Origin of the sequence: Streptomyces coeruleorubidus, assembly GCF_008705135.1 — a bacterium.
Classification (GTDB): domain Bacteria; phylum Actinomycetota; class Actinomycetes; order Streptomycetales; family Streptomycetaceae; genus Streptomyces; species Streptomyces coeruleofuscus.
Window position 1 is genome coordinate 276,823 of sequence record NZ_CP023694.1, and the last position, 23,683, is coordinate 300,505.

The 23,683-nt window shown below is 72.7% G+C and carries 25 protein-coding genes; 17 read left to right on the top strand and 8 right to left on the bottom strand.

Annotated features, from left to right (window positions below):
* The first annotated feature begins 36 nt into the window (after positions 1–36).
* Both CP976_RS01360 and CP976_RS01365 read left to right on the top strand, forming a co-directional pair.
* Entirely contained in the window at positions 37–450 is a 414-nt protein-coding gene (locus CP976_RS01360) for an SRPBCC family protein (protein ID WP_150478608.1), read from the top strand.
* Between the two features lie 16 nt (positions 451–466).
* The gene (locus tag CP976_RS01365; protein ID WP_150478609.1) at positions 467–775 is read left to right on the top strand and encodes a hypothetical protein; all 309 of its coding nucleotides are present in this window, start codon (positions 467–469) and stop codon (positions 773–775) included.
* A gap of 210 nt (positions 776–985) precedes the next feature.
* On the opposite strand, the gene CP976_RS01370 is transcribed toward CP976_RS01365, so the two are convergent.
* Entirely contained in the window at positions 986–1,975 is a 990-nt protein-coding gene (locus tag CP976_RS01370; RefSeq protein WP_150478610.1) for an SDR family oxidoreductase, read from the bottom strand.
* Positions 1,976–2,194: 219 nt separating this feature from the next.
* Here CP976_RS01370 and CP976_RS01375 point away from each other — a divergent pair, with 219 nt between their 5' ends.
* The gene (locus tag CP976_RS01375; RefSeq protein ID WP_150478611.1) at positions 2,195–3,289 is read left to right on the top strand and encodes a glutamate--cysteine ligase; all 1,095 of its coding nucleotides are present in this window, start codon (positions 2,195–2,197) and stop codon (positions 3,287–3,289) included.
* 74 nt (positions 3,290–3,363) lie between these two features.
* Here the strand turns inward: CP976_RS01375 and CP976_RS01380 are convergent, their stop codons facing one another.
* Positions 3,364–4,401: an SPFH domain-containing protein gene (locus CP976_RS01380; protein ID WP_167537525.1), complete on the bottom strand. Its 1,038-nt coding sequence runs from the start codon at positions 4,399–4,401 to the stop codon at positions 3,364–3,366.
* A 5-nt stretch (positions 4,402–4,406) separates the two neighbouring features.
* Positions 4,407–4,838 carry an NfeD family protein gene (locus CP976_RS01385; RefSeq protein WP_150478613.1) on the bottom strand — a complete coding sequence of 144 codons (432 nt, stop codon included), beginning with the start codon at positions 4,836–4,838 and terminating at the stop codon, positions 4,407–4,409.
* Between the two features lie 119 nt (positions 4,839–4,957).
* Here CP976_RS01385 and CP976_RS43475 point away from each other — a divergent pair, with 119 nt between their 5' ends.
* The 4 genes from CP976_RS43475 (at position 4,958) to CP976_RS01405 (ending at position 7,758) form a co-directional block, all read left to right on the top strand.
* Positions 4,958–5,401: a hypothetical protein gene (locus CP976_RS43475; protein WP_229875907.1), complete on the top strand. Its 444-nt coding sequence runs from the start codon at positions 4,958–4,960 to the stop codon at positions 5,399–5,401.
* A gap of 312 nt (positions 5,402–5,713) precedes the next feature.
* Positions 5,714–6,706: a dihydroxyacetone kinase subunit DhaK gene (dhaK, locus tag CP976_RS01395; RefSeq protein WP_086844816.1), complete on the top strand. Its 993-nt coding sequence runs from the start codon at positions 5,714–5,716 to the stop codon at positions 6,704–6,706.
* A 49-nt stretch (positions 6,707–6,755) separates the two neighbouring features.
* Positions 6,756–7,355 carry a dihydroxyacetone kinase subunit DhaL gene (gene dhaL / locus CP976_RS01400; protein ID WP_150478614.1) on the top strand — a complete coding sequence of 200 codons (600 nt, stop codon included), beginning with the start codon at positions 6,756–6,758 and terminating at the stop codon, positions 7,353–7,355.
* On the top strand, positions 7,348–7,758 hold the full coding sequence (locus tag CP976_RS01405; protein ID WP_150478615.1) for a PTS-dependent dihydroxyacetone kinase phosphotransferase subunit DhaM: 411 nt from the start codon (positions 7,348–7,350) through the stop codon (positions 7,756–7,758). The genes dhaL and CP976_RS01405 overlap by 8 nt, the downstream gene beginning before the upstream one ends.
* An 87-nt stretch (positions 7,759–7,845) precedes the next feature.
* On the opposite strand, the gene CP976_RS01410 is transcribed toward CP976_RS01405, so the two are convergent.
* Positions 7,846–8,529, bottom strand: coding sequence for a glycoside hydrolase family 75 protein (locus CP976_RS01410; RefSeq protein ID WP_150478616.1), 684 nt, complete (start codon positions 8,527–8,529; stop codon positions 7,846–7,848).
* A gap of 419 nt (positions 8,530–8,948) precedes the next feature.
* On the opposite strand from CP976_RS01410, the gene CP976_RS01415 reads away from it, so the two are divergent.
* Positions 8,949–9,935: a fibronectin type III domain-containing protein gene (locus tag CP976_RS01415; protein WP_150478617.1), complete on the top strand. Its 987-nt coding sequence runs from the start codon at positions 8,949–8,951 to the stop codon at positions 9,933–9,935.
* Between the two features lie 170 nt (positions 9,936–10,105).
* Positions 10,106–10,648: a hypothetical protein gene (locus CP976_RS01420; RefSeq protein WP_150478618.1), complete on the top strand. Its 543-nt coding sequence runs from the start codon at positions 10,106–10,108 to the stop codon at positions 10,646–10,648.
* Between the two features lie 66 nt (positions 10,649–10,714).
* Here the strand turns inward: CP976_RS01420 and CP976_RS01425 are convergent, their stop codons facing one another.
* On the bottom strand, positions 10,715–11,275 hold the full coding sequence (locus CP976_RS01425; RefSeq protein WP_150478619.1) for a PadR family transcriptional regulator: 561 nt from the start codon (positions 11,273–11,275) through the stop codon (positions 10,715–10,717).
* 28 nt (positions 11,276–11,303) lie between these two features.
* Positions 11,304–13,319: an FAD-dependent oxidoreductase gene (locus CP976_RS01430; RefSeq protein WP_150478620.1), complete on the bottom strand. Its 2,016-nt coding sequence runs from the start codon at positions 13,317–13,319 to the stop codon at positions 11,304–11,306.
* A gap of 97 nt (positions 13,320–13,416) precedes the next feature.
* On the opposite strand from CP976_RS01430, the gene CP976_RS01435 reads away from it, so the two are divergent.
* Positions 13,417–14,586 (top strand): M20 family metallopeptidase, encoded by a 1,170-nt coding sequence (locus tag CP976_RS01435; RefSeq protein ID WP_150478621.1) that lies wholly within the window; start codon positions 13,417–13,419, stop codon positions 14,584–14,586.
* Between the two features lie 49 nt (positions 14,587–14,635).
* On the opposite strand, the gene CP976_RS01440 is transcribed toward CP976_RS01435, so the two are convergent.
* Positions 14,636–15,004 carry an RNA polymerase II subunit A C-terminal domain phosphatase SSU72 gene (locus CP976_RS01440; protein WP_150478622.1) on the bottom strand — a complete coding sequence of 123 codons (369 nt, stop codon included), beginning with the start codon at positions 15,002–15,004 and terminating at the stop codon, positions 14,636–14,638.
* A 235-nt stretch (positions 15,005–15,239) separates the two neighbouring features.
* Between CP976_RS01440 and CP976_RS01445 the strand changes: the two genes are divergently transcribed.
* Positions 15,240–17,318: a SpoIIE family protein phosphatase gene (locus CP976_RS01445; protein ID WP_150478623.1), complete on the top strand. Its 2,079-nt coding sequence runs from the start codon at positions 15,240–15,242 to the stop codon at positions 17,316–17,318.
* Positions 17,319–17,354: 36 nt separating this feature from the next.
* Here the strand turns inward: CP976_RS01445 and CP976_RS01450 are convergent, their stop codons facing one another.
* Entirely contained in the window at positions 17,355–18,149 is a 795-nt protein-coding gene (locus CP976_RS01450; protein WP_150478624.1) for a putative protein N(5)-glutamine methyltransferase, read from the bottom strand.
* A 274-nt stretch (positions 18,150–18,423) separates the two neighbouring features.
* Between CP976_RS01450 and CP976_RS01455 the strand changes: the two genes are divergently transcribed.
* From CP976_RS01455 to CP976_RS01480, 6 genes are all read left to right on the top strand, one after another.
* Positions 18,424–18,876, top strand: a complete 453-nt coding sequence (locus tag CP976_RS01455) for a MarR family winged helix-turn-helix transcriptional regulator (protein ID WP_150478625.1) — start codon at positions 18,424–18,426, stop codon at positions 18,874–18,876.
* 98 nt (positions 18,877–18,974) lie between these two features.
* Positions 18,975–19,580: a sulfite oxidase-like oxidoreductase gene (locus CP976_RS01460; protein WP_150478626.1), complete on the top strand. Its 606-nt coding sequence runs from the start codon at positions 18,975–18,977 to the stop codon at positions 19,578–19,580.
* Positions 19,573–20,328, top strand: a complete 756-nt coding sequence (locus CP976_RS01465; protein ID WP_150478627.1) for a ferredoxin reductase — start codon at positions 19,573–19,575, stop codon at positions 20,326–20,328. Before CP976_RS01460 ends, CP976_RS01465 begins: the two co-directional genes overlap by 8 nt.
* A 298-nt stretch (positions 20,329–20,626) precedes the next feature.
* Positions 20,627–21,211, top strand: coding sequence for an Rv1733c family protein (locus tag CP976_RS01470; RefSeq protein ID WP_150478628.1), 585 nt, complete (start codon positions 20,627–20,629; stop codon positions 21,209–21,211).
* A gap of 122 nt (positions 21,212–21,333) precedes the next feature.
* Positions 21,334–22,302: an acetylxylan esterase gene (locus CP976_RS01475; RefSeq protein ID WP_150478629.1), complete on the top strand. Its 969-nt coding sequence runs from the start codon at positions 21,334–21,336 to the stop codon at positions 22,300–22,302.
* A gap of 132 nt (positions 22,303–22,434) precedes the next feature.
* Positions 22,435–23,598, top strand: coding sequence for a serine hydrolase domain-containing protein (locus CP976_RS01480; RefSeq protein WP_150478630.1), 1,164 nt, complete (start codon positions 22,435–22,437; stop codon positions 23,596–23,598).
* Positions 23,599–23,683 lie beyond the last annotated feature (85 nt).

Sequence of the window (23,683 nt, forward strand, 5' to 3'; positions counted from 1 at the left end):
TGCGCTGAACCAACCCGAAGCGAGGCCGGTGCCGCGATGACCGAGTACGAACGTTCCCGCACGATGCCCGCACAGCCCGAGCAGGTCTTCGACCAGGCCGCGAACATCGGTCAGTTGGACACCTGGCTGCCGGAGGCCCTGCACGTCGAGGCCGAGGAGCTGCCCGCGGTCACCGTGCACGAGGACCGCACGGACGAGGACACCTCCGCCCTGCTGCGTGCCCAGCGCGACCAGATGCGGCTCGAATGGGGCACCCGCGACCAGGGCAGCTACACGGGCTGGCTCCAGGTCGCCGGGATCGGCGGCGGAGCCAGTGAGGTGACGGTGCACCTGTCCTTCTTCGACGACAGCCACGACCCCGGCGAGACGATGGTCCGCGACGCCCTGGACACCAGCCTCCAGCGCCTGGAGGAGCAGGTGCGGCTGCGCGTCGACCACCCGGCCGGCTGATCCGGGACCGCCTGCCATGGCACGCGTCAAGCAGTACGCCGTCGCGGCGTCCGGGCAGTGGACCGACGAGGAGGAAGGCCGGCGCCGCCTGCCGTCCGGCGAGGTGCACGCCTGGGAACCGGGGCTGAACCAGACCGTCTGCGGCCTGTCCCTCAGCCGCTCCCGGCTGGTCCGCTTCCCGCACGTCACCTGGCAGGACACCTTCCCGGAGTCCGGCGGTGCGGCGGACCGCGTCCGGCGCCAGTGCCCGCGGTGCGCCTCGGTCGCCGGTCGCCGCGGCCAGGACGCACGTCCCCGGTGGCAGCGCACGAACCCGCGGCCGTGACGCGGTAGAACCGATTCCGTCCGGCACGACGGTCCTGCTCGCGGCCCGGACATACGGCTTGGCGAGGACGGCAATCATGGAGACGACCAGGGCCCGCCTGGGAAGCCACGGCTGAGGACGGGCGCCCCAGGGCGTACCGCCCGGCCACGACAGGCGCGGGGGCCCGTACTCGGCGCCCCCGCGCCGACCCGTAAGGCGCCCGCCATGCCGTCAGGCGCCCGCCGGGCCGTGCGTCGCCCGGCGCCCGGCGGCCACGGCCGCTCCCACCAGCGCTGCGGCGACGGCCGTCCTGCGCAGCGCGGTGCGCCGCCGGCCGCCCCAGCCGCCGTGCACCGCCCCCTCCCCCTCGGCCGGTACGTGCAGCGTTCCGTGTGTGGCCGGGGCCTCCTCGTCGTGGGACAGGTGGGTCTTGTCCGTCTGGCGTGCCATGGCCCGCTCCGCGAGCCCGGGTGCCATCCGGGACTGGCGGACCAGTGCGCGGCCCGCGGGGCCGACCACCACTTCGCGACGCGGCCGGCGGACGAGTCGTACGACGGCCCGGGCGACGCGCTCGGGGCTGTAGACGGGAGGCATGGCCACGACCTTGCGCCCGGTGTAGTTGGCCGCCTGCTGGAAATGCGGCGTGTCGATGGTCGCGGGCAGCACCGTGCACACCTCGATGCCCTTCACACCCTCCACCCGGAGCTGCTGCCGAAGGCTGGAGCCGAGCCCGCGGACCGCGTGCTTGGACATGCCGTACGGGTGGCTGTACGGCTGCGCCACGGCACCCACGATGGACGCGATGTTGATCAACGTGCCCGTGCCCTGCTCCCGCATCACCCGCAGAGCCGCCCGGGCCCCGTGCACGTAGCCCATGACGTTGACGTCCAGGACCTTGCGGAAGTCCTCCAGCGGTACGTCCTCGAAGCGGCCGAAGGCGTTGACGGCCGCGTTGTTGACCCAGACGTCGATGCGGCCGAACTCCTGCACGGCACGCCGCGCCAGGTCCTCGACCGCCTTGGCGTCCGTCATGTCGGTCGGCACGACCAGTGTCCGTGCCCCGCGGTGCTTCGCACACGCGTGGGCCGCCGCCTCCAGCGCCTCTTCGCGGCGCGCGGCCAGCACCACGGCGGAGCCCTTGCGCGCGAACGCCTCCGCCGTGGCCCGTCCGATCCCGCTGGACGCTCCGGTCACCACCACCACGTGATCGCGCAGTCCCATCCCGTGCCTCCTCACGTTCTGCCCGAGCCGGGCGCCCTTCTGCCCGCCTCCGCGACGGACCGAGTACCCGGCACGGCCGTGTCACCGCAGTATTGCTTTATGCCATGGTTTGTCCTGCCGTGGCCGCGGCACTCGGGGCACGCGCGAGCGTCCAGCCGACGCGTCCGGCCCACGCCGCGCGATCCGGTCCCGGTGACGGGGCAGAACAGAGGGTGACCGATGACGACGATCGGTGTTGAAGAGGAGTACCTGCTCCTCGACCCGGTTACCGGGCTGCCGGTACCGCTGGCCGACAAGGTGCGCGCCGCGGCGGGTCTGGCGCATCTCGTGGCCGACCAGGAAGTGCAGTGCGAGCTGCTCCAGGCGCAGGTCGAGGTGGCCACGCCGGTGTGCGGCACATTGGAGGAGGCGGGGGGACATCTGCTGCGGCTGCGGCACGCCATCGGAGCGGCGGCCGAAGCGCACGGCTGCCGGATCGCCGCCTGCGGGACGCCTCCGCTGCGCCATCGTCACCCGGTGGCCGTCACCGACCAGGCCCGTTACCGGGCCATGCTCACGCAGGCGCCCCAACTGGTGGCGGAGCAGCTGGTCAACGGCATGCACGTGCACGTGGCCGTGCCCAGCCGCGAGACGGGCGTTCAAGTGCTGAATCGGCTCCGGGTCTGGCTGCCGACCCTGACGGCCATGTCGGCGAACTCCCCGCTCTGGGACGGCCACGACACCGGCTTCGCCAGCTGGCGCACCGTGATCTTCGGCCGCTGGCCGGTCAGCGGTGCGCCCCCGTTCTTCCGTGACGTGGACGACTACGACCGGCGCGTGACGCGACTGCTGGAGACCGACGTGATCTCGGACACCGGGCAGTTGTACTGGCAGGCCCGTCTGTCGGCCCGGTACCCCACCGTCGAGGTGCGGTGCCTGGACGTTCAACTGCGCGCGGACGACGCGGTCATGCTCGCGGGCATGACCCACGCGCTCGTGGACACGGCCATCACGGAAACGGCCGCCGGGGCGCCGGTGCCCGACTGCGCGCCGGAGCTTCTCCAGGTGGCTCTGTGGCATGCCGCCCGGCACGGGCTGAGCGACACCTTGATCTGCCCGAGCGGCCGGCCGCGGCGGGCCGGCGACGTGCTCTACCAGCTCCTGCGGCACGTCGCACCGGCACTGGACGCGTCCGGCGCGACCCGGCAGGTGACGGCCCTGGTCCACCGGCTTCTCCAGAACGGGACCGGGGCGGACAGACAGCGCGCCGCTCTCGCCGAAGGCGGCATACGGGCCGTCACCGACCTGATCAGCACGGAAAGCAGCATGGCGTGATTCCCTGACCGGCCGGGGCCGTGGTCGTGGCCCCTGGGCGGCCCCTGCCCCTTCGGTCACACCCCCGACTGCTGTCAGCCAGGGGGCTGGGAGGGGAGAGCTCCGGGGCTGGTGCGATCGGCCTTGGCAGCGTCGGCGAGGGCCGCGGCAGCGGCCTGCGCTGCCTGCGCCGTGTCGTCGGCGGCCTGGGCATCCATGTCGTCCGTGGGCTTCTCACGGGTGGCCGGCGACGGGGGCAGTGCCTCGCTGAAGGCGCGGGACACCCCCTGGAGTGCGGAGGTGACCTCACTGGGGATCACCCAGAACGTGCTGCCCGCGCCCTGCGCCAGTTGGGGCAGCGTCTGGAGGTACTGCCAGGCGAGCAGCTTGGGGTCGGGGTCGTTGCGGTGCACTGCCTGGAACACCTCGTCGATGGCCCGGGACTGGCCCTCCGCCTGGAGGATCGCGGCAGTGCGGTTGCCCTCCGCGCGCAGAACGGCGGCCTGCTTGTCGCCTTCGGCGGTGAGGATCTGCGACTGACGCTGCCCTTCGGCCCCGAGGATCGCGGCTCGCTTGTCCCGCTCGGCTCGCATCTGCTTCTGCATCGCGTCCTTGATGGACTGCGGAGGGTCGATGGCCTTGATCTCCACCCGGTTGACCCTCAGCCCCCACTTGCCGGTGGCCTCGTCCAGGACGCCGCGGAGCTGGCTGTTGATGGTGTCGCGCGAAGTGAGCGTCTTCTCCAGGTCCATGGATCCCACGACATTGCGCAACGTGGTGACGGTCAGCTGCTCGACCGCCTGAAGGAAATTCGCGATCTCGTAGAAGGCCGCTCGCGGATCGGTGACCTGGAAATAGAGGACGGTGTCGATCTCGACGACCAGATTGTCCTCGGTGATGACCGGCTGCGGTTTGAAGGAAACGACCTGTTCCCGGAGGTCGATCACCGGATGAACCCGGTCGATGTACGGAATGACGAGACTGAGGCCGGGATTCAGGGTCCGGTGGTAGCGGCCGAGTCGCTCGACATTACGAGCACGGGCCTGGGGAACGATACGGACCGCCCGCACCACGGTGAAAACCGCGAACAGCGCGACGATCAGGCCGGCAATCAAGAACGCCGAGGCTTCCATGGTCATCAGTCCCGTGGGTAGACGATGGCGGTGGCGCCACTGATCTCTATGACGTCGACGGTCTTTCCGGCGGGAATCACCAGCGTCTCGTCCAAGGCGCGGGCCGTCCACTCCTCACCGTCGATACGAACCCTGCCGCCCAGGCCCGTCACCTCCGAGACGACATAGGCACCCTTGCCGACCAGGGCGTCCACGCCGAACCGTGCCGCTTGGGGCTTGAGCACGTGGCGCAGCGCGACGGGACGCAGGAACAGCAGGGTGACTGTTGCCACGGCGGTGAAGACCAGGAACTGGAAAGGCAAGGGCAGTCCGACCGCGGCGGAACCCGCCGTGACCAACGCGGCCGCACTCAGCATCCCCAGCGCAGCGGTCAGGGTGAAGATCTCCGCCACGGCCAATACGCCCGCGATGATCAACCAGATCAGCCAGGGATCCATCGCGCGCCCCCTCTCAGCGGTACGGCCCCGGAAGGGTCTTTTGCGTCCGTTTTACCCACAACGCGAAGATCCTTACCCCAGGCAGACGTCACAGACTTGCCGGACTGGAGCCGTTGAGGGTGGTGCTGGGCCTGGCGGTGCTCGCCGGGATCGGTTTCACTGTTGCCCCGCTGACCGGCGGGGAAGAGGAGACACGCGATGACGACGCCGACCGGAGCCCCGACATCTACCAGCGGACCGGCCCTGGTTTCGCCGGCGTCACGGGCGACGGCCGACATGGCCCGCGCCGGCTCATGAACGGCGCCGGGTCGCTGCTGCCCGTGGTCGTCGTGGTCGCCGCGCTGATGATCAGGGCCGCGATCGGCGAGCTGCGCCGGCCGGGCAGCGTCCGTCGGCAGTGGGCGAGCGCGACGAGCGGGCCTGCCCTGGCCGCCGGGCTCGTGGCGGCCGTGGCCGTCGCGGTGACGGGCTGGTCACAGGCCGGGCCGGTGGCCTTGGCATGGGCAGCGCTGGCCGGCGCGCTCGTCGCGTTCCTCGTGGGCCGTCCGGCGAACAGGCCCTGACACCCCGCCCTCAGACCGCGGCGATGCCCCCGCGCGCCATGCTGCACGATCCGGCCCGGGCCGCGCATTGCCGGTTCCCGGCAGTGTTCATGGGGGTCCGCACACCGGGGCCCATCGAGAAGACGTCAAGGCGGTCCGGTGCATCGGGAACCTGACGATCCGTCGGCGAGGCCGGCGTCGAGTCGGCATCAGTAGCGCCACGACCCGCTGTCGACGGCCGGGAAACGCCAAGATCGACAACTGGTCAAGCCTGAGCCGGGCTGCGAGGATGAAGGCCGGAGGCGCACGTACCAGTCTCACCAGGAGGTACCCGTGAAGATGCTGATCAACGTCCCGGAGACCGTGGTCGCGGACGCGCTGCGCGGTCTGGCGGCTGCCCACCCGGAGCTGACCGTGGACGTGGAGAACCGGGTGATCGTGCGGCGGGACGCTCCCGTGGCCGGGAAAGTGGGGCTGGTCTCGGGCGGTGGTTCGGGGCACGAGCCGCTGCACGGGGGGTTCGTAGGGCCCGGCATGCTGTCGGCGGCCTGTCCCGGCGAGGTGTTCACCTCCCCGGTGCCCGACCAGATGCTGCGCGCGGCCGCCGCCGTGGACAGCGGGGCCGGGGTGCTGTTCATCGTGAAGAACTACACCGGTGACGTGCTCAACTTCGACATGGCCGCCGAGCTGGCCGAGGACGAGGGCATCCAGGTCGCGAAGGTGCTGGTCAACGACGACGTGGCGGTGACCGACAGTCTTTACACGGCGGGGCGGCGCGGTACCGGCGCGACCCTGTTCGTGGAGAAGATCGCGGGTGCCGCCGCCGACGAGGGCATGCCGCTGGAGCGGGTGGAGGCCATCGCCCGGCAGGTCAACGAGAACTCCCGCAGTTTCGGTGTCGCGCTGAGCGCGTGCAGCACACCGGCCAAGGGCAGCCCCACCTTCGATCTGCCCCCCGGCGAGCTGGAGTTGGGCATCGGCATCCACGGCGAACCCGGCCGGGAGCGGCGGGCGATGATGACGTCCGGCGAGATCGCCGAGGCCGCCGTCGAGGCGGTGGTGGAGGACCTGAAGCCGCGCAATCCGGTGCTGGTCCTCGTCAACGGCATGGGCGCGACGCCCCTGCTAGAGCTGTACGGCTTCAACGCCGAGGTGCACCGGGTGCTCGCCGCCCGAGGCGTCCCCGTCGCCCGCGTTCTCGTGGGCAACTACGTCACCTCCCTGGACATGGCGGGCGCCTCCCTCACCCTGTGCCAGGTCGACGAGGAGATGCTGCGGCTGTGGGACGCGCCGGTGAAGACGCCGGGTCTGCGCTGGGGCGTGTGACGCGGAAGGGGTAGAGGATCACCACGTACCTACCAGGCAAGGAGACCCAGTGCTCGACGCCGATTTCTTCCGCCGTTGGATGACGGTGACCGCCGCGTCCGTGGACCGCGAGGCGGAACGGCTCACCGCCCTCGACTCCCCCATCGGGGACGCGGACCACGGCAGCAACCTCCATCGAGGGTTCACGGCCGTGACGGCGGCCCTGGAGAAGGAGGCTCCCGGCACGCCCGGCGGGGTCCTGACCCTGGCCGGGCGCCAGCTGATCTCGACGGTCGGCGGCGCCTCGGGGCCGCTGTACGGGACGCTGCTGCGCCGTACCGGCAAGGCGCTCGGGGATGCCGCCGAGGTCAGTGCGGAGCAGCTGGCCGAGGCGCTGCGGGCCGGGGTGGACGCTGTCATGACCCTCGGCGGTGCGGCCCCGGGCGACAAGACCATGATCGACGCGCTGGTGCCCGCGGTGGACGCGCTGGGCGACTCGTTCGCGGCGGCCCGGACCGCCGCGGAGGAGGGCGCCGTGGCGACGACGCCGTTGCAGGCGCGCAAGGGCCGGGCCAGCTATCTCGGCGAGCGCAGCATCGGGCACCAGGACCCGGGCGCCACGTCGGCGGCACTGCTCGTCGCCGGACTCGCGGAGGCCGCCGGTGAGTGACGAGCGGCTCGTGGGAATCGTGCTGGTGTCGCACAGCGCGGAGGTGGCCGCGTCGGTCGCCGAGCTGGCGAAGGGGCTCGCGGGCGGCGGCCCGGCGGTGCCCGTCGCCCCGGCGGGCGGCACCGAGGGCGGCGGGCTCGGCACCAGCGCCGAACTGATCGCCGCGGCGGCCGCGTCCGTCGACCGGGGCGCCGGCGTCGCCGTGCTGACCGATCTGGGCAGTGCGGTGCTGACCGTGAAGGCGCTGCTCGCGGAGGGCGACGAACTCCCGGAGCACACGCGGCTGGTGGACGCTCCGTTCGTGGAGGGAGCCGTGGCCGCGGTGGTCACGGCGGCCACCGGGGCCGACCTGGCGGCGGTGGAGTCGGCCGCGGCGGAGGCGTACACGTACCGGAAGGTGTGAGGCGGGGGCCGGGCGCGCCGGAGAACGGCGTGCCCGGCGGCCCCTCCCGCCACCGGGCAGGTTATCCCTGACGCTCCGTCAAATCGCTTACGGGGTACCGACGAACTCCCTCGCCATCTGCTCCCCCGTCGTCACGGCCGCCGCGTGGTCCTCGATGGGGGACACGCGGGCGTCCTTGAAGACGATGTAGGTGACGCCGGACGGTGTGCCGCCGCCCTGCGGGTCGGTGCGGATGCCGAGGGCCTTGGCGGTCGCGTAGGAGGCCTCTCCGATGATGTCCTGCGGGCCCGTGTCGCCGACGACCGCGTACTGCACACGATTCCGGTGGACGACGGCCACGACCGAACCGCCGCCCACGCCGTGCTCCCGGTAGTCCCAGATGCGGCTCGGGGCGGGCACGACGATGAAGGGGAGGCGTTCGGCGCTCAGGGGGCGGCCGTCGGACTGCGCGTAGGCGGTGCTGTCGGAGAAGTACGGGTCCGTGCGGCGGTTGCAGCGGGGCCCGGGTCGGCCGTCGCAGTCGATGTCCATGTCGGCTTTCCAGAACACGGCGTCGCGGGTGCCGCAGACCGGGATGTTCGCGGGTGCGCCGCTGTCGCTGCGGTACCGGCCGCGGGAGACCGGAACGCAGTTGCGCACCTTGGCCAGCAGGTCGGCGGCGCTGACGGGGTTCCCGCGCCACGCGATGGGCTGGGGCGTGCCGGCGGGGGGCGTCGTCGGGGCGAGCAGGGCGGCGCTGGCCGCGGCCAGTGTGAGTGACTGGACACGCACGATAGAGGAGCCTCTCCTGAGGGAACCTGACGGGCACTCAGCACAATCTGTCCCCGGGGGCGATCACCCGTCCACCGCTGGAGGGCCGGACGGTGCACGGCCCCAACCTCCGACAGGGGCCGGGAGCCTGAGTCCGCGTAAGGACCCAGGCCTGCCCGGCCACCCGCGCCGGCGCGGGATCTGCGACGACAGCGGTCCGCGCGACAGGCTCGAACTCCCTGGTGTATGCCAGGAGTTCGGCCGTGAGGTGCTTCAGCATACGTAACTCTCCCGGGTGGTCACGAACGGTGGGAGGTGACGCGCCCCCACACAGGGCTCCTCACAGAGGGATCCCCGCACCCCGCCCTCTTGATGTGAGCGCGCCCGCCGCGCCATATTGGTCCGGACCATTCCCGAGTGCCGCCCCGGGAGGCAGTGTCGTGCGAGGCCTTTCCGCTCTCCCCTTCCACCTCCGTCGCCTCGCGTTGTGCGCGGCTCTCGTCCTGGTCGCCTCCTGCGACTGGACCGGCCCGGGCGAGGGGGACGGCGGCGCTCCGCCCGGCGCGCCGACGGGCGTCACCGCGGCAGCGGGCACGGCGACGAGCGTGCACGTCATGTGGAACACGACCGCCCGGGCCGATGCCTACGAGGTGTATCGCGGCACCACGAAGGTCAGGGAAGTGCCGGGCTCTAAGCACATGGTGGACGTCACCAAGCTCCGGCCCTCCACCCTGTATGTCTTCACCGTGCGGGCGCGGAACGCCGAGGGGCAGCCGGGGCCGCACAGCCAGGCGGTCCGGGCGAGGACACCCGCGGCCGTCGCGGACGACCGCTCCGCACCCTCCCGTCCGTCGGCGCCGCACGGCCGGGCGGCCGGCAGCCGGGCGGTCCAGCTGTCCTGGGCCCCCGCCACGGACGACCGGGGCGTGGCGTCGTACGACATCCATCAGGGAGACGCGAAGATCCACAGCGTGGGCGGGTCCCAGACGGCCGCCGTGGTCACGGGGCTGCGGCCCGGCACGGCCTACTCGTTCACCGTCCGGGCCAGGGACGCGGCCGGGAACGTCTCTCCCGCCACACCTGCCGTCCGTGTCACCACGCCGGGCACGGACGACGGCCGTGCGACGGCCCCCACCGGCTTCCGGGCGACGAGCCACCGCGCGGACGGGGCGTACCACGTCGACCTGAGCTGGGTGCCGCCGCAGGTCGACGGTGAGGTCACCGAGTACCAGATCCATCTGGACGGCCGGCCCGCCACCTCTCTGGTGTACGGCGGGGACGCGCCGCGCGACCGGGCCACGTACAGCTTCTACGCGGGACGGGACGCCGGTGTCAGCCACCGGGTCCGGATACGGGCGATGCTGCCGGACGGCACCTGGGGAGGCTTCTCGGCGGAACGGACGGTGACGACGGGCCCGGGCCGCTGACGCGCTCCACGGCAGGTCCGGCCGTGGGAACCCGTCACCTGCCCGGCGGCACCCGGCGTGCGGCCGGGGTCTGTGGCGCTTTGGCTGACCCCTGAGGCAGCACGGGCGTTCCCCGATCCTCGGCGGCGCAAGGGATGTACCGCCAACCGTGCCGCCGGAGGGCAGTCCACATGCGCAACTCATCGCCAGTTCTCCGCTCCGGCCTGACCGTGGCAGCCGCCGCCGCGCTGCCCCTCGCCCTGGCCTCGGTGCCCGCTTCGGCGGGCCCGGGCATCTCCGTGAGCACCACGGGTTCCACGGTGTCGGTCACCACCAGCACGTGCACCCAGATCAACGGCAGCTGGGGCACCGCCTCACTTCTCACCAGCAGTCAGGGCAGCTTCGCCCAGGGGCGCCAGGTGACCCTGTCGGGGACGTCGACCAGTCAGTCCGCTGCCTGGTCGAACGTCACCTCGGGGACGTACACCGTCATCGTCATCTGCTCCGACGGCACCACGGCGGGCACACAGTCCGTCGTCGTCTCCCCCGTTCCCTCCCCCACGAGGTCGCCGTCCCCCTCTCCCTCGCCGTCCCGCGGTGTCATGGGCGGGGCCGGCGGGAGCGCCACGGACTACGGCACCGTCACGCTCGTGGCGGGCGGCACGCTGGTCGGGACCGGCCTCCTCGCGACGGCCTGGTACCTGCGCCGGCGCAACAGGCCGTACCGGCTCTGATCCGGTACGCATGGCGGCCCGCCCTCCCGAAGCGCTCCGGTCGGGCGGGCCGCCGTCATGTCCGGGTCAGGCCGGGCGGGTCGCCTCGCCGTCCGGGAGTTCGGCGACGTCGGCCAGGGCGCGCCTGAGCCACTGGGTCCAGAACGTCTCCAGGTCGATGCCGGCCTGGAGCACCAGATGCCGCAGCCGGTCCTCGGTGCCGTCCCGGCCGGGCGGGAAGTCCCGCTTCTCGATCTCCTGGTACTCCGCCAGTTGCCGCTCGTGCAGCTCCAGGTGGCGCCGCAGATCGGCCTCCAGACCCGCGGTGCCGACCACGGCCGCCGCCCTCAGCCGCAGCAGCAGCGCGTCGCGGTGCGGCTTGGGGTCCTGGGAAGCGGCCGTCCAGCGGGCCAGTTCGGCGCGGCCCGCCGGCAGGACCTCGTAGCTCTTCTTCTGCCCGCGGGTCGGCTGCTCGGCGGGCAGGGCGCGGATGAGGCCGTCGGTCTCCAGCCTTCCCAGCTCGCGATAGATCTGCTGGTGCGTCGCCGACCAGAAGTACCCGAACGACCGGTCGAACCGGCGGGTCAGCTCCAGCCCGGACGACGGCTTCTCGAGCAGGGCGGTGAGGATCGCGTGCGGGAGTGACATGGCCTCATCCTAGGGACGCGTTCCCGCACTACAGGGCGGCCGCCAGCTCGGTGCCCTGCTTGATGGCGCGCTTGGCGTCCAGTTCCGCGGCCACGTCGGCGCCGCCGATGAGGTGCGCGCTGCGCCCGGCCGCGATCAGTTCCTCGTACAGGCCGCGGCGCGGCTCCTGGCCGGTGCACAGCACGATCGTGTCGACCTCCAGCACGGTGCTCTCGCCGTCGATCGTGATGTGCAGACCGGCGTCGTCGATCCGGTCGTAGCCGACGCCCGGGACCATGGTGACGCCGCGGTGCTTGAGTTCGGTGCGGTGGATCCAGCCGGTGGTCTTGCCGAGGCCGGCGCCGACCTTGGAGGTCTTGCGCTGGAGCAGGTGGACGGTGCGCGGCGGGGCGGGCCGCTCGGGCGCGGCGAGGCCGCCGGGGGCGCGGTAGTCCAGGTCGACGCCCCACTGGCGGAAGTACGTCTGCGGGTTCTCGTGCGCCTTGTCGCCGCTGTCCGTGAGGTACTCGGCGACGTCGAAGCCGATGCCCCCCGCGCCGAGGATCGCGACCCGGTCGCCCACGGGGACGCCGTCGCGCAGGACGTCGAGGTAGCCCACGACACTCGGGTGGTCCACGCCGGGGATGTCGGGGGTGCGCGGCGTGACGCCGGTGGCGACGACGACCTCGTCGAAATCGTCGACGTCGCCGGCCCCGACGGAGGTGTTCAGCCGTATGTCGACGCCGTGCCAGTCGAGCTGGGTGCGGAAGTAGCGGAGTGTCTCGTCGAACTCCTGCTTGCCGGGGACCTTGCGGGCGACGTTGAGCTGGCCGCCGATCTCGCTCGCCGCGTCGAACAGCGTCACGTCGTGCCCGCGCTCGGCGGCCGAGACCGCGCAGGCCAGCCCGGCCGGACCGGCGCCGACGACCGCGACGCGCTTGCGCAGCCTGGTCGGGGAGAGCACCAGTTCGGTCTCGTGGCAGGCGCGCGGGTTGACCAGGCATGAGGTGATCAGGCCGCTGAAGGTGTGGTCGAGGCAGGCCTGGTTGCAGCCGATGCAGGTGTTGATCGCCTCGGGCCGGCCGGCCGCGGCCTTGGTGACGAAGTCCGGGTCGGCGAGCATCGGGCGGGCCATCGACACCATGTCGGCCACGCCCTCGGCGAGCAGTTCCTCGGCGAGTTCGGGGGTGTTGATGCGGTTGGTGGTGACGAGCGGGACGGACACCTCGCCCATGAGCCGCTTGGTGACCCACGTGTACGCGCCGCGCGGCACGGAGGTCGCGATGGTGGGGATGCGGGCCTCGTGCCAGCCGATGCCGGTGTTGATGATCGTCGCCCCGGCGGCCTCGACGGCCTTGGCGAGGGTGATGACCTCGTCGAGCGTCGAACCGCCCGGGACGAGGTCGAGCATGGACAGCCGGTAGATGACGATGAAGTCCTCGCCGACCGCCTCGCGCACCCGCCGCACGATCTCCAGGGGGAAGCGCGTGCGGTTCTCGTACGAGCCGCCCCAGCGGTCGGTGCGCTGGTTGGTCTGCAACGCGATGAACTCGTTGATGAGGTAGCCCTCGGAGCCCATGATCTCGACCCCGTCGTAGCCGGCCTGCCGGGCGAGGCGGGCGGCGCGGGCGTAGTCGTCGATGGTCCGCTCGATGTCGGCGTCGGTGAGCTCGCGGGGCGGGAAGGGGCTGATCGGCGCCTGGAGCGGGCTGGGCGCGACCAGGTCCTTGTGATAGGCGTACCGGCCGAAGTGCAGGATCTGCATGGCGATCCGCCCGCCCTCGCGGTGCACGGCGTCGGTGATGACCCGGTGCTGCTCGGCCTCCGCCTCGGTGGTGAGCTTCGCGCCGCCCTCGTAGGGGCGTCCCTCGTCGTTGGGCGCGATGCCGCCGGTGACGATCAGGCCCACTCCCCCGCGGGCGCGGGCGGCGTAGAAGGCGGCCATGCGGGCGAAACCGCCCTCGGCCTCCTCCAGGCCGACGTGCATGGAGCCCATGAGGACCCGGTTGGGCAGGGTCGTGAAGCCCAGGTCGAGGGGGGTCAGCAGGTGCGGGTAACGGCTCATCGGGCCCTCCGTGCGCGGTGTCGTGTCTGTAGTTGTAGAGGACCGCCGACTGTTTATGCAACTAGTTGCACAAGGTGATGGAGGGCACAGTAGGTCCATGACCAGGGATCTTGGCCTTTCCTCCTCCGTGGTGGAGCTCGCCGGCGAGCTGATTCGCCACCCGAGCCGCGCTGGCATCGACGACCACGAGCCCGTCCTGGCCGTCCTGGAGGACTGGCTCGCCGGCCGGGGCCTGCGGCACCGGCGTCTCCACGACGACACCCGCCGCCCGGTCGCCCTGCTGGTGGAGATCGCGGGCGGCCGGCCCGGGCCCTGGTGGGCGCTGGACGCCTGCGTGGACACCGCGCCGTACGGCGACGAGTCGGCCTGGTCCTTTCCGCCCGACGCCGGGGACGTCGTCGACGGCCGGCTGCGGGGCAGGGGCGCGGCCGACTCGAAACTCGCCGCGGCCCTGTTCTGCCACATCGCGGCCGAGCTGCACGGCCGGGCCGGTGAGCTGCGCGGCGGGCTCGCGGTGCTGCTGGACGCCGACGAGCACACGGGCGGCTTCGGAGGCGCCCGGGCGTATCTCGCCGACCCGGCAGCGGCCCGCCCGGCCGGGGTGATGATCGGCTACCCCGGGTTGGAGGAGGTCGTGGTCGGCGGCCGTGGGCTGTGGCGGGCCACGATCGCCGTGCACGCGACGTCAGGGCACTCCGGGTCGAGCCGTGCGGCGGTCGGTGCGGTGTCGCGCGCGGCACATCTCGTACGACTGCTGGACGAGGCCCCGCTGCCCGGGGCGAGCGGGGAGTTCCCGCTGCCGCCGAAGCTGACGGTGACCTTCTGCCACGGCGGCGAGGGCTTCTCCGTCGTCCCGGACCTGTGCGAGGTCGGCGTCGACGTCCGCACGACGCCCGGCTTCGGCGCCCGAGCAGCCGAGGCCCTGGTCCGGGCGGCGGTGAGCGAGCTGGACGAGCGGTCGCCCGCGCCGCGCCCGACGGAGGTCACGGCGGTCGCGGCCTGGCCGCCGTACCGGCTGGCCGAGGACCAGCAGCCCGCCGCCGCCCTCCTGGGTGCGGCGGCGGGCGAGGGGCTGCGGGTGCGGGCCAAGACGGCGGGCCCGTCGAACATCGGCAATCTGCTGGCGGGCGAGGGCATCCCGGCCACGGCCGGGTTCGGCCTGCCGTACGAGGGACTCCACGGCGTGGACGAACGCGTGCACCTCGCGGACCTGCCCGTGGTGCACGCCGTCTACCGGCGGGCCGTCCTCCGCCTGCTGGGGGCGTGAGGGGCGCTCACCAGCTCGTGCGGGGCAGTCACCAGCTCACGAGGGACGTTCATCGGCTTTCGAGGCGCACGTGCAGTTCCTTCTCCTGGTCACCGGAGACCGTGCTCACGTCCCGCACGGCGAACAGCGAGTCCAGCCTCCTGCGGAACTGCTCGATCGCCCAGTAACCGCCGTGCAGGTCGGCGTCGACGGAGGACGACAGCCGGCCCGGTCGCGCGCCCTCGTGCGTGTCGGCGACGTCGAACGTGCCGAGCCACACGGTCGGGCGGGTCTCGTGCAGATCCTCCGGTACGTCGTCCGCGCACCGGTCGGACTCGAAGCAGGCGCACAGCGTGTCGAACACGATCCGGGCGTCCTGCTTGCTGCACCCGCTGATCTCCACCGAGACGTTGTGGGGATGCGGTTGCTCACGGTCCATCGTGATCGCTCCTCTCGTGGCGTATCCGCCCCTACCCCAGCAAAGCACCACCTTCTGCCGAGCACTACCGGCGCTACCCGTGCCGTGATGACGGGTTTACGGAGCGAGCGGCTCCGTGTTGGGAGATGGTGGAGGGTGACGGACGGGGCCTCGGAACGAGCGGCTCCGCGCGGTAGAACATGGGGTGTCGGCACCGTGACGGCGTGCCGCGAGATCGGCGAAGGCGGGGCGTGGGATGAGTGCAGGCGGGTCCCCCATGGCCGAGGGCGACGGGCCGGTGCCCGCGTCGGCGCGGCCGAGCGGGCTGCTCGACGTCCTGCGCGTGGCCTCGGTGGTCCTGGACAGCGAGGGCCGCATCGTGCTGTGGAGCCCCCAGGCCGAGGAGCTGTTCGGGTACTCGGCGCAGGACGCGCTGGGCGAGTACGCCGCCCGGATCATGGTCCACGAGCAGCACGTCGACCTCGTGGTCAAGCTGTTCGCCGACGTCATGGGCACCGGGCAGAGCTGGGCCGGGGCCTTCCCCGTCCGCCGCAAGGACGGCACCACGCGGCTCGTGGAGTTCCGCAACATGCGGCTGCTGGACGACCAGGGGGAGGTCTACGCGCTCGGTCTGTGCGCCGACCAGTCGACCGTGCACCGGTTGGAGCGCGATGTGGCGCTGTCGACGCGGATGATCGCCCAGTCCCCGATCGGGCTGGCAGTGCTGGACACCGAACTGCGGTACGTCTCGGTCAACCCGGCGCTGGAGGAGCTCAACGGCGTGCCGGCCGAGGAGCACCTGGGCCGGACGGTCCGCGAGGTGGTGCCGCGGATGGACGTCGACGCCCTGGAGACCGCGGCCCGCCGGGTCCTGGAGACCGGGCAGCCGGTGGTCGACCAGTCCACGATCGGCCGTACCCCGGCCGACCCGCACCAGGACCACGCCTGGTCGATCTCGCTGTACCGGCTGGAGAACGCCTTCGGGACCGTGCTGGGCGTGGCCGTCTCTATCGTGGACGTCACCGAGCAGTACCGCGCGGGCATCGAGGCCGAGGCCGCGCGGCGCCGGCTGGCCATGATCGCCGACGCCTCCGGCCGTATCGGCACCACGCTGGACCTGGACCGCACGGCCCGGGAACTCGCCGACGTGGCCGTGCCCGAACTCGCCGACGTCGCGGCCGTCGACCTGCTGGACGCGGTGGTGCAGGGCCGGAGCACCCGTCTCGGCCCGGCCGAGGCGGCCGTGATCCGCGCGCTGGCGGTCCAGGGGTACGACTCGGCCGAGGCGCTGGAGGCGGCCGACCCGCCCGGGCAGGTGGCCCGGTACGCGCCCGACCGGCTGGTCACCGAGTGCGTGCGCTCGGCCAGCGCCGTGATGCTGCCGGAGGTCGCGGACGAGGACCTGCCGCGCATCGCCCGGTCCGCGGAGGCGGCCGAGCTGCTGGGCCGGGCCGGGGTGCACTCGTACCTGGCGGTGCCGCTGATCGCGCGCGGCGAGGTGCTGGGCGCCCTGGACCTCAAACGCACCCGCAACCCGCTGCCCTTCACGGAGGACGACCTGCTGCTGGCCCGTGAGCTGGCCGCGCGGGCCGCCGTGCAGATCGACAACGCCCGCTGGTACCAGAGCGCCCGCGAAACCGCGCTCACCCTCCAGCGCAGCCTGCTGCCCAGCCATCCGCCCGTGACGGGCGGGCTGGAGGTGGCCTCCCGCTACCAGCCGGCCGGGGCCACGAGTGAGGTGGGCGGCGACTGGTTCGACGTGATCGGTCTGGACGGCGGCAAGACCGCGCTCGTGGTGGGTGACGTGATGGGCAGTGGCATCCCCGCGGCGGCGGCCATGGGCCGGCTGCGTACGGCGACCAACACGCTGGCCTCCCTCGACCTCGATCCGGCCGTGCTCCTGGAACACCTCGACAAGATCACCGCAGGGCTGGAACAGGCCATCGCCACCTGCGTCTACGCCGTCCACGACCCGCGTCTGCGGCAGTGCCGGGTCGCCAACGCCGGGCATCTGCCGCCGGTGCGCCTCCGGGCCGGGCGGCCTCCCGAGCTGCTCGACCTGCCGACCGGGGTGCCGCTCGGCGTCGGCGGCGTCGCCTTCTCCACGACGACCGTCGACCTGGAGCCGGGCGACCGGCTGGTGTTCTACACCGACGGTCTCGTCGAGACCCGGCGCGACTCGCTCGACGACCGGCTCGACACGCTGCTGTCCCTGCTCGAAGGGCCCGACCGCCCGCTGGAGGAGGTCTGCGACCTGCTGCTGCGCACGCTGCACGAGCCGGACAACTTCGACGACGTGGCGCTGCTCATCGCGCGGGCGACGGCACCGGACTGAGGTGCCGCCGCCGGCACAGCGGGGGGGGGTCGGGCGTCAGGATGCGACGCCGATCACCACATGGGCGTACAGCTCCTCCGAGACGGCCAGATGTGCCGTCAGGCCGTTGCGTTCGAAGGCGTCGAGGGCGGCCGGGGCCTGGTGGCGGCTCGTCTCCACCAGGACGCAGCCGCCGGGCGCGAGCCAGCGGGGCGCCTCGGCCGCGACCCGGCGCAGGACGCCGAGGCCGTCCGCACCGCCGTCGAGGGCGACCAGCGGCTCGTGGGCGCGGGCCTCCAGCGGCAGCAGACCTATCTCGTCGCTCGGTACGTACGGCACGTTGGCCGCGAGGATGCCGACGCGGCCCCGCAGGTCACCGGGCAGCGCATCGAACAGGTCGCCCTGGTGCACGTGACCGCCGCCGGCGGCGACATTGCCGCGGGCACAACGCACCGCGGCGGGGTCGATGTCGGCGGCGTGCAGTTCGACGCGGCCGAGTCCGGCGGCCAGTGCCGCGCCGACGGCGCCCGAGCCGCAGCACAGGTCGACGACGACGCCGGCGCCGGGCGCCCGGGCCAGGGCCTGCTCGACCAGGAACTCGGTGCGTCGGCGCGGCACGAAGACGCCCGGGTCGACGGTGATGCGCAGACCCCGGAACTCGGCCCAGCCGACGACGAGTTCGAGGGGCAGACCCGCGACGCGGCGTTCGACCATGGCGGCGACTTCAGCCGGCGTGCGGGCGGTGGCGAGGATCAACTCGGCCTCGTCCTCGGCGAAGACGCAGCCCGCGGCGCGCAGGGCGACGACGACGGAGTCGAGGGACGACGGTGGGACGGGAGACACGGAGGGCATGGAAGCCAGGAGCCTTTCGAGATTCGAAGGGCGCTCCTGCGGTCGCCTACGGCCGGCGATCCGCGCGACATCGAGGAGAGAGCACCCAGGCTGACACAGCGGTAATGGGTCTCACCCCCTCGGTTCGGCGACGGCTGGGTCCGTCCACAGCCGGCGGCAACACTACCCGACGGGTCTGCCGACCGGTACGGCACCTGATCCGCCGCCCCGTCGACGTGTGGTTGGGTTATGCAACCATGGAGTGACCGGAGGGCGACGTGGTGAGGGAGGCCGGATGAAGCCCGCCGATGCCGTGGAGACCATCCAGCGCGAGATGACGGTCTTCGCCCGCCGGGCCCGTGCCGCGGCGGGGCGGATGCACCCGGAGCTGTCGCTGGTCTCGTACACGCTGCTCGGGCACCTGGAGGAGAGCGGCGGGTGCCGTGCCACCGACCTGGCCGCCCACTACGCCCTGGACAAGTCCACCGTCAGCCGGCAGGTGGCCGCGCTGGAACGCGCCGGTCTCATCGGACGCCGCCCCGACGCGGACGACCAGCGCGTCCAGGTGCTGCACCTGACGGCGGCCGGGCGGCGCATCCTGGCCCAGGTCACCGAGAGCCGCCGGGCGGCCTTCCGGGAGCGGCTGGCGGACTGGCCGGCCGAGGACCTGGCGCGATTCGCCGACTACCTCGTGCGCTACAACGCGGGCCCTGGTGCCGGTCGGCACGACCAGGGGCGCAGCACCTAGGCCCGACCAGGTGCTGCGCCCCACGTACGGTTGAATACGCAATCACTGATCACGCCGGCCCGGCGGGGCACCGTCGGCCCGGTCCGGAGGCACACCGCATGCACATCACCCGAGGCTTCACCGGGCGCCCACGTGCGGCCGACCCCGGTCTGCCGCCCGGCCAGTACGACGCGGGCGACGACTGGCCCGTGCTGTCCGCCGAGGTCACTCCCGACCTCGCACCCGCCGACTGGACGTTCCGTATCGACGGTCTGGTGGACGAGCCCCGCACCTGGGACTGGGAGGAGGCACACCGGCTGCCGCCGTCGGCGTACGAGGGCGCCATCCACTGTGTGACGAGCTGGTCGAAGTTCGGGGTGCGGTTCGCGGGGGTGTCCCTGGACGCGTTCTGGGATGTGGTCCGGCCCCGTGGATCGGCGACCCATGCCGTCGCCTACTCGCACACCGGCTACACCACGAACCTCCCGCTCGCCGACCTGACGGGCGGGCGCGCCTGGATCGCGTGGGAGTACGACGGCAGGCCGCTCGCCCCCGAACACGGCGGCCCGGCACGGCTGCTGGTGCCGCACCTGTACTTCTGGAAGAGCGCCAAGTGGATAGCGGGCCTGCGGATCCTCGACCACGACGAGCCGGGGTTCTGGGAGCGGAACGGCTACCACGAGCGGGGCAACCCCTGGCAGGAGCAGAGGTACTCCGGTGACTGAGACCTTCGTGCCTCCCACGCGGTTCGCCGTGCCCGGGCGCATCGCCGTGAGCGAGCAGGCCGCCTCCGTGTGGCAGACCGCCACACTGACCGGGATCCGCCGCGAGACCGCGCGTGCCACCACCTTCCGGTTCGCCGTGCCCGGCTGGCCGGGGCACCAGCCCGGCCAGCACCTGATGGTGCGGCTGACCGCCGAGGACGGCTATGCGGCCCAGCGCCATTACTCGATCGCGTCCGCGCCGGACGACTCCGGGCACGTCGAGCTGACCCTCGACCACGTCGAGGGCGGCGAGGTCTCGGGCTGGTTCCACACCGTCGCCCGGCCCGGCGACCAGGTCGAGGTGCGGGGCCCGGTGAGCGGCTTCTTCGCCTGGCCCGGCGACCGGCCCGCGCTGCTGATCGGCGCGGGTTCCGGCGTCGTGCCGCTGATGTCGATGGTCCGGCACCACCGGGCGCGGAACCTGACCGTGCCGCTGCGGCTGCTGGTGTCCGCGCGCAGTCCGGAGGAGCTCGTCTACGCCCGGGAGTTCGGCGCCGAGACGACGCCCGTGTTCACGCGGAGCGCGCCGGAGGGTGTGCCGGTGGGACGTATGGCGGCCGCACATGTGGCGCCACTCCTGGCCGAGCAGCCTTCCGGTGGGTGGGAGGCCTATGTGTGCGGCTCCAACTCCTTCGCCGAGCATGCCTCCCGGCTGCTCGTGACGGCCGGTCAGCCGGTGGAGCGCATCCGGATCGAGCGGTTCGGCTGATCTCGCCGGCGGCCCTCCTCCGGTGGTGTCACAGGGGTGGCGTGTGGCTCGCCGGCGGGGTGCCGGACGCGGTCCGTCGTGTGCGCGGGCCGGTGTTTCGCCCCGGCCGGCCCGGGCACTCCGGCCGGAGGGCTCCGGCATGCGGCAACCCGGGCCGTGCCGAGCGATCGATGTGTGTCGGAGGGGTACCTGACCCGTGTGGGCACTCGCACGCGTGACCTGACGCGCAGGGAGCGGCGACGCCGCCACCGCACGGCCGGTCGGGCCCTCCGGCCGCGGTGACGGCGAGGAGGTCGACATGCGAACCCGGGTGCGCGGCTGGCGCTGGCGGCGCAGTCCGCTGCGGCGCCGGTCGGATGTCGTCGAGGCGTGGACGGTCCTGGTGGTCGCCGTCCTGATACTCGTGGGCGCGCCTCTGGCGGGGGCGGCCGCCGCCTGGTGGGCCCACGGCGAGGCACGGTCCGTCTCGGCGGAGCAACAGGCCGAGCGTCACCGCGTCCGTGCCGAGGTCGTCGGCAGGAAGGGCGAGTCGCTGCCGTCGGTGCAGGCCGGCGGGCAGCACGCCTACCGGGCCACCGTGCGCTGGACCGAGCCGGGCGAGGGCACGCGCACCACGACGGCGCGGGTCCCCGGGGACACCCGGCCGGGTGAGGTCGTGGACGTGTGGTTCGACTCCCGGGGGCGGAGTGTGACCCCGCCGGTGGACGGCACCGGCGTCTGGCAGCACACCCTCACCATGGGCACGTGCGCCGCGGTCGGCGAGGTGCTCGTAGTGCTCCTCGGCCACTCCGCCGTGCGCCGGGTCGCCCTGCGCCGCCGGCTGACCGAGTGGGAGAGGGAGTGGGCCCGTACGGAGCCGGAGTGGACGCGTCGAGACGCGTGACGCGACCGACGAACGGCAGGTGGGCGGGCTACGGCAAAAGTCCTGGCGAGTCCTCCGACCACTCACGTAGTGTGATCATCCGCACTGTCTCCGCAGCCGTTCCTCACCCAAGGCGGTCCTACATGGCCCAGTTCGACCTTCCTCTCGACGAACTCCGCGAGTACCGCAGCTCGTCGACCGAGCCCGAGGACTTCGACGCGTTCTGGTCCAAGACGCTCCAGGAGGCGCGGGAGTACGACCTGGACGCCCGCTTCGAACCGGTCGACACGGGACTGTCCACTGTGCAGGTGTTCGACGTGACGTTCGCCGGGTTCGGCGGTCACCCGGTCAAGGGCTGGCTGACCCTGCCGGCGGGGGCGGACGGCCCGATGCCGCTGGTCGTGGAGTTCATCGGCTACGGCGGAGGCCGCGGGCTGCCGCACGAGCATCTGCTGTGGGCGTCCACGGGCCGGGCGCACTTCGTGATGGACACCCGCGGGCAGGGCAGCGCCTGGGGCGGGGGCGGCGGCACGGCGGACCCGGTGGGCGGCGCGCCCGCGTACCCCGGTTTCATGACGCGCGGCATCGACGCGCCGGAGAACTACTACTACCGCCGGGTGTTCACGGACGCCGTGCGTGCCGTGGAGGCGGCCCGCTCGCACCCCCTCACCGACCCGGGGCGCACGGTCGCCGTCGGCAGCAGCCAGGGCGGCGGCATCACGATCGCGGTGGGCGGCCTGATACCGGACCTGGCGGGCATCGCCCCGGACGTGCCGTTCCTGTGCGACTACCCGCGCGCGGCGACGCTCACGGACCGTCACCCGTACCGGGAGATCGGCCTGTACCTCAAGACGCACCGCGGCCGTTCCGAGCAGGCGCTGCGCACGCTCTCCTACTTCGACGGTGTCCACTTCGCCCCCCGCGGCAGCGCTCCCGCGCTCTTCTCGGCCGCCCTGGAGGACCAGACCTGCCCGCCCTCGACCGTCTTCGCGGCCTTCAACGCCTGGAACCACGAGGACAAGACGATCGAGGTGTACGACTTCAACGACCACGAGGGCGGCGGTCCCTTCCAGGAGGCGGCCCAGCTCCGCTGGATGCGTACGTACATCTGATCCCGCCGCCCCCCGGCGACTGATCCGGCCGTTTTCACCGGCGCAGCCTTTCACCAAGTCCGACCAGTCGGTACGTTCTTCGCGCCCGGGCCGCTCATCGGCGGCCCGGCCCGGCGAGGTGGTGGAGGGGCCATGTCCGAGGACGAGGCACAGGTGCACGGTCACTGCGACGCGCGTTTCACGGCGGTACGCAGGGCGTTCGAGGAGAACTTCCGGGGACGGGGCGAGCTGGGTGCGGCGGTGGCCGTCACCGTCGGCGGCAGGACGGTGGTGGACCTGTGGGGCGGCTGGGCCGACGCGGCACGCACCCGGCCGTGGGAACAGGACACGCTGGTCAACGTGTGGTCCACGACCAAGGGACCGGTGGCACTGTGCGCGCACATCCTCGCCGACCGGGGGCTGCTTGACCTCGACGCGCCGGTGGCCGCGTACTGGCCGGAGTTCGCCGCGGCGGGCAAGGAGAAGGTCGTCGTCCGGCACCTGCTGTCCCACCGCGCCGGTCTGGCCGGGCTGCGTGAACCGCACTCGCTCGAGCAGCTCTGCGACTGGGAGCTGACCACACAGCGGCTCGCGGCGACGCAGCCCTGGTGGGAGCCGGGAACCACGTCCGGCTATCACGCGCTGACCTACGGCCATCTGGTCGGCGAGGTCGTACGGCGGGTGTCGGGGCTGATGCCGGGGACGTTCCTGGAGCGGGAGGTGACCGGGCCGCTCGGCATCGACTTCCGCCTCGGCCTGCCGGAGAAGGACTACGGGCGGGCGGCGGAGCTGGACCAGCCGCCGGTCGCGACGAGCAGTGAACAGGCCGCCGTCTTCGCCCAGTTGGCGCCCGCGGCGATCGCCGCGCTGACCAATCCCCCGGTGTCCGCCGCCGGGGCCGGCACGCCCGGGTGGCGGGCCGCCGAGGTACCCGCGGCGAACGGGCACGGCACCGCGCGTGCGGTCGCCGAGCTCTACGGCGTCTTCGCGGGGCGCGGCTCGTACGGGGGCCACCGCCTGCTGTCCCCCGAGGCGGCCGAGCGGGTGCGCGAGGGACAGGGCAGTTGCCGGGATCTGGTGCTCGGCGCCGGGCTGGGCGAGACGGAGGCGGGGCTCGGGCTGTGGCTCAGCGGTTCCAGCGGTTCCTACGGACCCAACCCGCGCGCTTTCGGTCACGACGGCTTCGGTGGCTCCTGCGGGCTCGCGGACCCGGAGGCGGAGGTGTCGCTGGGGTACGTGATGAACCGTATGGGGCCTCATATCGCGGACGACCCGCGGAAGATGGCGCTGATCGACGCTCTGTACAGCGCGCTCTGACGGCCGGCGCGGGCGGGCCGGTTTCGGCCGAACCGCCCGGCCGCACTTCCCTGCTGGTTTAGACCAATGCTAGATCTGGTGGCGC